Genomic DNA, 5,274 nt, shown 5'->3' with positions numbered 1-5,274 from the left:
GTGCCGGACTGGGTGATGCCGGCCGTTCCGTCCACCGTCCCCACCGACAATGCAGAGTAGGAGCTAACCTCGAAATTGTTCGTTCCGTAGGCGCGACCGCTGACCTGGCTGATCTGGTTGAGTGAGTTGGCCAGGATGACGGTTTGTGCATCGGCCTTCAGGTTGGCAACCGTGAATGCCGCTGTTTGCGAGATGCCCGAACCTGCAGTGCTGCTATTGAGCAGGCTCAGGCTGGGTGCGCTGGCCAGGTTGATCGCGCCGCCGGTGTTGCCGATCGCAATGCCGCCGGTGTTGGCGGTGCTGCCGATCACGATCGCAGAAGCGGTGATCCGGTTGAGCTCGGCGTTGCTCAGGTTCATGGCGGCGGTTTCTGATGCGCCGCCAAGTGTGATCGCCCGGCTGTTGTTGAGGAAGTCCGCGCTGACCAGCACCTTGCCCGCGCCCGCGTTGACGGCGGAGCCGATGTTGATGCGGTCGCCCAGCAGCGTGATCGCACCGCCTCCGCTGGTGATGCTGGCGCCGTCGATATTCAGGGCGTAGCTGCCGGCCGGCGCAATTGCACCCGTAGGAAAATTCATTCCGCGCAGCGTCATGGCCGCGGTGTTGGAGTTGATGCTGCCGCCGGTCAGGCTCACGGCATGACCCCCGCCCATAGAACTTGTCCCACCGAGGTTGCCGATCATGGTGATCTCGCCGGTCGAGTTGATGCTGCCGCCCACCATGGAGATGCCGGTAATATTCGCCGTTCCCCCGTTTGAACTACTGAACAAACCCGTACTGTTAAAACCAAGCCTGCCCGCGATGATGTCTGCGCCTGCATCGATGAGGACGCCGGAGCCGCTGATCCCGGCAGCATTTAACGAGGACGAACCGTCGAGCGTGATGCTGCGGAAGGTGCCGGACTGCACTTTTCCTCTTGCTATAAGGCCCTTGACCTCGGTGGCGGCACTACTGACACCGGCAAGGCCGGTAGCGGTGATATAGCCGCCAGTGCTGGATACCTCCGAGCCGGTGCCGAGTTCCACGCCGGCAGTACCTGCCAGGGAAAACAACCCTGTACGCCCGGTGATGTCGATGTTGCCCGCACCCGTGATCTTGGCCAAAGAATCCAGCCGTACCCCGCGGGCCACCTGAGCAATGACCCCGGTCGTGCCTACGTCACCGGCGATGGTGACGGCGCCGSTGCGGCCGGTCACGCTGGAATTGGTGACAACCACACCGCCCGAAGAGCCGCCCGTGGCGCTGCCGCCGCCGTTCACCAGTCTGCCGGTGATGTTTATCGTGCCGCCCCCGCTGACGCCGACGTTGGTTTGCGTGGCGCCTTCATTGACGAGCTCGAGCGCGTGGTGGCTCGTCCTGGCACCCGACGCTTCGACGGTGATGTTTCCGGTGCTTGCCACGCTGGTGCCCGCCAGCTTCACGGCGCTATCGGCGCTGTTGATGTTGGCATTTCCGCTGGTAAGCGTGGAGCGGTCCAGCAGCACGCCATACTGCGACTGGTCTGTCGTGGTGCCATTGATGGTGAGGGCGCCGGTGCCGGCGTTCAGGGTGCTTTGGGACACCAGCACGCCCGAACTCCCGGCCTGGCCCGCGCCGGTGAGCGAGATCGCGCCTCCGCTGGTCTGCAGGACCGTATTGCTGACATCCAGCCCGCCGGCGGAGTTGATATTGATCGTTCCGGCGCCGCCGGTCACGGAAATTGCGGAGGTCTTGATGGCCTGGCTGGCCGCGGCTGTGGTCACGCTCGCCGAGCCCCCGCCGGAAACCTTGAACGTCAGGCCGGCGCCGTGCGTGCTGCCCGTGAGGTCGATGCCGGTACCGGTGGCTCCCGTGGTTCTGATGGTGAGATTGAAGCCACTGAGGAGCTCTACATCGGCATTGCCRAAGGTGCCCGAGACGTTGATCGAATCCGTGGCCTCGATCAGCATATTGGAGCTTGCCGACTCAATAAAGTCTTCGTAAATGGTGTCGGCCGCCCCGCCTGTCCCGCCCGCGATGGTCATCGTGGCCGGGTCGAGCAGCCAGGTTCCTGTCTTGCCCTGCGGCGCCAGCGTGTTGACCCTGAAGCCTGGCAGGATCTTGAAGTTCGCGGCGCTGGTTTCAATAAAGCCGCCATCGCCGCCATCCGGGGCGCTGGCATCGAGCGTGCCGCCCATGTTGACCATGCCGTGCTCCATATCGCCGATCAGCATGATGCGGCCGGCCTTATTGGCGATGGTCTTCGCTTCAATGATGCCGGTGTTGTTGACCGTTCCCATGGTCAGGCTGTCGAGTGCCTTGGCGCCTAGCAGCACCTGACCACCGTCGGCCTTGATCAGCTGTTTGTTCTCTGCCAGTGCGTTGATCGCGCCCTGGTCGATGCTGTAGCCGAGCAGGCTTCCGTTGTCCAGATTCAGGGTGATCTTGTTGCCTGCGGCGAGCAGGGCCGTGCCCAGGCTCGCCGTCATCACGCCTTCGTTGCGCACTTCGGGCGCCAGCAGTGCCAGGTAGCCGCCCTGCCCTGCATTCAGGTTGCCTTGATTGACGACGGAACCGCTGGAGCCGTTGTTGCTGAACACATGGTTGCCGGCCATGAAGTCGGCATTGCTCATGGAAAGGGTAGAAGCCACCAGGCCGCCAACGTTGACCTGAGAACCCGCACCAAACAACACACCGTTGGGATTGAGAATGAAGACCTGGCCGTTGGCGGTCAGGCTGCCCAGCAGCTCGCTGGGGCTGCTGCCGGTGATGCGGTTCAGCGCAATCGCTGAGGCATTGGGCTGGTTGAATCGCAGCGCCTCGTTGGCCGCAGTAGACAAACTGGTCCAGTCGATGGCCAGGCGCTGGCTGGCCTGGTTGATGGTGGTGGTGTTGCCTAGCGTGGAGACACTGCCGCTACCCGCCGACACACTGGCATTGGCTGCATCGGCCGCATGCGCTTCATGTGTGAGCACCGCCAGGGAGGTAAGCAACACCAGCGCCGCGCGGCAGGCCGTATTGAGCCTGAAGCCCGCGCCACCGCCATCGACGCCATGGCCTCCTTCCGCCTGCACGTCATCCCACTGCACGCTGCCGCGCGCCGAGCCACCCTTGCTTCTGCCCTTGGCATTTTCCGCCACGGCCACCCACAGATTCAGGGCGGTGTTCCAGACGAGGCGGTAAATACGGTTCATGCTGGCGTGACTTTTCATGGAGGCTTTCGTTGGCAGGTGGAACTTGCAGCGAGCCAGGTTGCCCGCCAATCAGTCGGGCCAGCGCCCCGGATGTTGTGGAACGCCTTGCCCGACTGGCCGTCATCGTACGAATCACGAAAGCCGCTGTCTGTAGCGCATATGCGCTACGCCAGATACCTTCAGGGGCCCCGTTCTAGAGACGAGATCGGGTTGCAGACCAACAAAAATGGGCGCGAACAGCTATCAAAAATATAGCAAACCGGTCGGCCGGGTGGCATGATGATCGGCACCGGCGGGCAGCGAACAGGCCCTGCCGGTGACCAGACACCCGTTACCGGCCTGCACGTAGAACAAACGAGCTACACAAATAGCGAGTCGTGCGCCCGAAACCGTCGCAAAATGTCTGCCTGATGAATGCACCTTCCGCTGAACAAGACCTGCCCGTGATCCATGTCGCCATCGTCGAGGACGATCCGGGCTTTCGCGGAGCGCTGAGTCGCGTGGTGCAGGGCGCTTCTGACATGCGCCTGGTGGGCGCAGCGGGCACCCGTGCCGAAGGCTTGCAGATGCTGAAACAACCGCCGGCCGATGTGCTGCTGGTTGATTTGGGCCTGCCCGATGGCTCGGGCATCGACGTGATCCGCGCGGCTTCCCGACAGTGGCCGGCCTGCAGCATCATGGTGAGCACCAATTTTGGCGACGAGACACATGTGATGCAGTCGATCGAATCCGGCGCCGCCGGCTACCTGCTGAAAGACAGCTCACCGCTGAAGATGGCGGCAGAGATTCGCAGCCTGGCCAGCGGCGGCAGCCCGATCAGCCCCATCATCGCCCGGCAGGTGCTGGCGCGCTTTCGCCGCAGCACCGCAGCTGGCGCCGGCACGACGCCCGCCGATATCGACGCGTCATCGCTGCTGTCGGCACGTGAAAAAGAAGTGCTGGACTACATCACCAAAGGCTTCACTGCGGTGGAAATCGCCAGGCTGATGGAGTTGTCGCACTTCACGGTGCGCACCTTTGTGCGGCGCATCTACAGCAAACTCAAGGTTACCTCCAAGGCTGAAGCGATCTACGAAGCCAGGAACCAGGGCATTTTGGCGCAGTAGTTGCCCGCGCGAATGCCTTTTCATCACCACCGCCTCCTGCGTTTTTCGCCCCGCATGTTAGYGCTGCTGGCAGCAGCTGCGGCGCTGACGGGTCTTGTCGCCTGTGATGCTGCGGGCACCCGCGCGGGTGATTCCCCCAGCGCAGCAGCCTTGCATCTCACCCAGGCTGACTGGCAGGTGCAAACCGATGCGGGCTTCACCTCGCCACCGCTCACCCTCGACGGCCAAATCCTGCCGGACCGCTGGCAACCCGTTACGCTGCCGCACGCCTTGCCCATAGCGTTGCTGGGACAGGCCCGGGCTGCAGCATCCGCCGGCGCGGCCCCCGTCACACGCACCAGCTGGTTTCGACTGACCGTGCCGCAGGCTCCGGCATCGTCCACGCCACTGGCGCTGTATGCGGCCCGCGTGCGCACCGACGGTACCCTCGCGGTGTATGCCGACGGTCACCTGGTACACACCGCACAGCAGCAAGGCCCGTTATGGAACAGCCCGCACACGCCCCTGTGGGTGCTGCTGGAGAAATCAGCCGATGGCCGGCCGCCGCACGAGATCACGCTGCGCATCGAGCACACGGCTGCGACGCAGGTGGCGCTGTCATCACTGTGGCTGGGCCCGGTGGAGGCCATCAGCTGGCGCTACCACGGCCGCCAATGGCTGCAGCAGGAATTGCCGGGCATGTTCAGCTCGGCTTTCCTCGCGGTCGGCATCTTCGCCTTGCTGGTGTGGTTGCGGCGCCGGCATGAGCCGGGCTATCTGCTGTTTTTTGTGCTGGCGGCCATGTCCTTCATGCGGGGCCTGCATTTTTATGTGAGCTTCCCGATTGCCAATGACTGGTTTGCCTGGTTCACCGTCAACTCGCTGTTCTGGCTGGTCACGGTGGTGCACTTTTCAATCGGCCTGCTGCACCGGCGCCAACAACTGTGGCTGACGCGGGCACTGATCACCGCGTCCGTGCTGATGGCCCTGCTGACCCTGCCCCTGTGGTCGGCCCTGCCCAACACGCCGAGGACCAC

2 protein-coding genes and 1 pseudogene are annotated in these 5,274 nt (G+C 63.6%); 2 read left to right on the top strand and 1 reads right to left on the bottom strand.

All coding sequences use genetic code 11. From position 1 onward, the window contains the following. Positions 1–3,170 (bottom strand): two-partner secretion domain-containing protein (locus AC1D0Z_RS15560; protein ID WP_477659128.1); only part of this gene is annotated, 3,170 nt, incomplete at its 3' end. Positions 3,171–3,562: 392 nt separating this feature from the next. Here AC1D0Z_RS15560 and AC1D0Z_RS15555 point away from each other — a divergent pair. Beyond that, on the top strand, positions 3,563–4,258 hold the full coding sequence (locus AC1D0Z_RS15555) for a response regulator (RefSeq protein ID WP_477659127.1): 696 nt from the start codon (positions 3,563–3,565) through the stop codon (positions 4,256–4,258). Between the two features lie 54 nt (positions 4,259–4,312). Beyond that, positions 4,313–5,274 (top strand): annotated as a pseudogene (locus AC1D0Z_RS15550) (sensor histidine kinase); the annotation flags it as partial.

The organism is Polaromonas sp. P1_E3, assembly GCF_056405935.1.
Note: the sequence above shows the minus strand (reverse complement) of the source record. Positions and strands in the feature narration are given on the sequence as shown.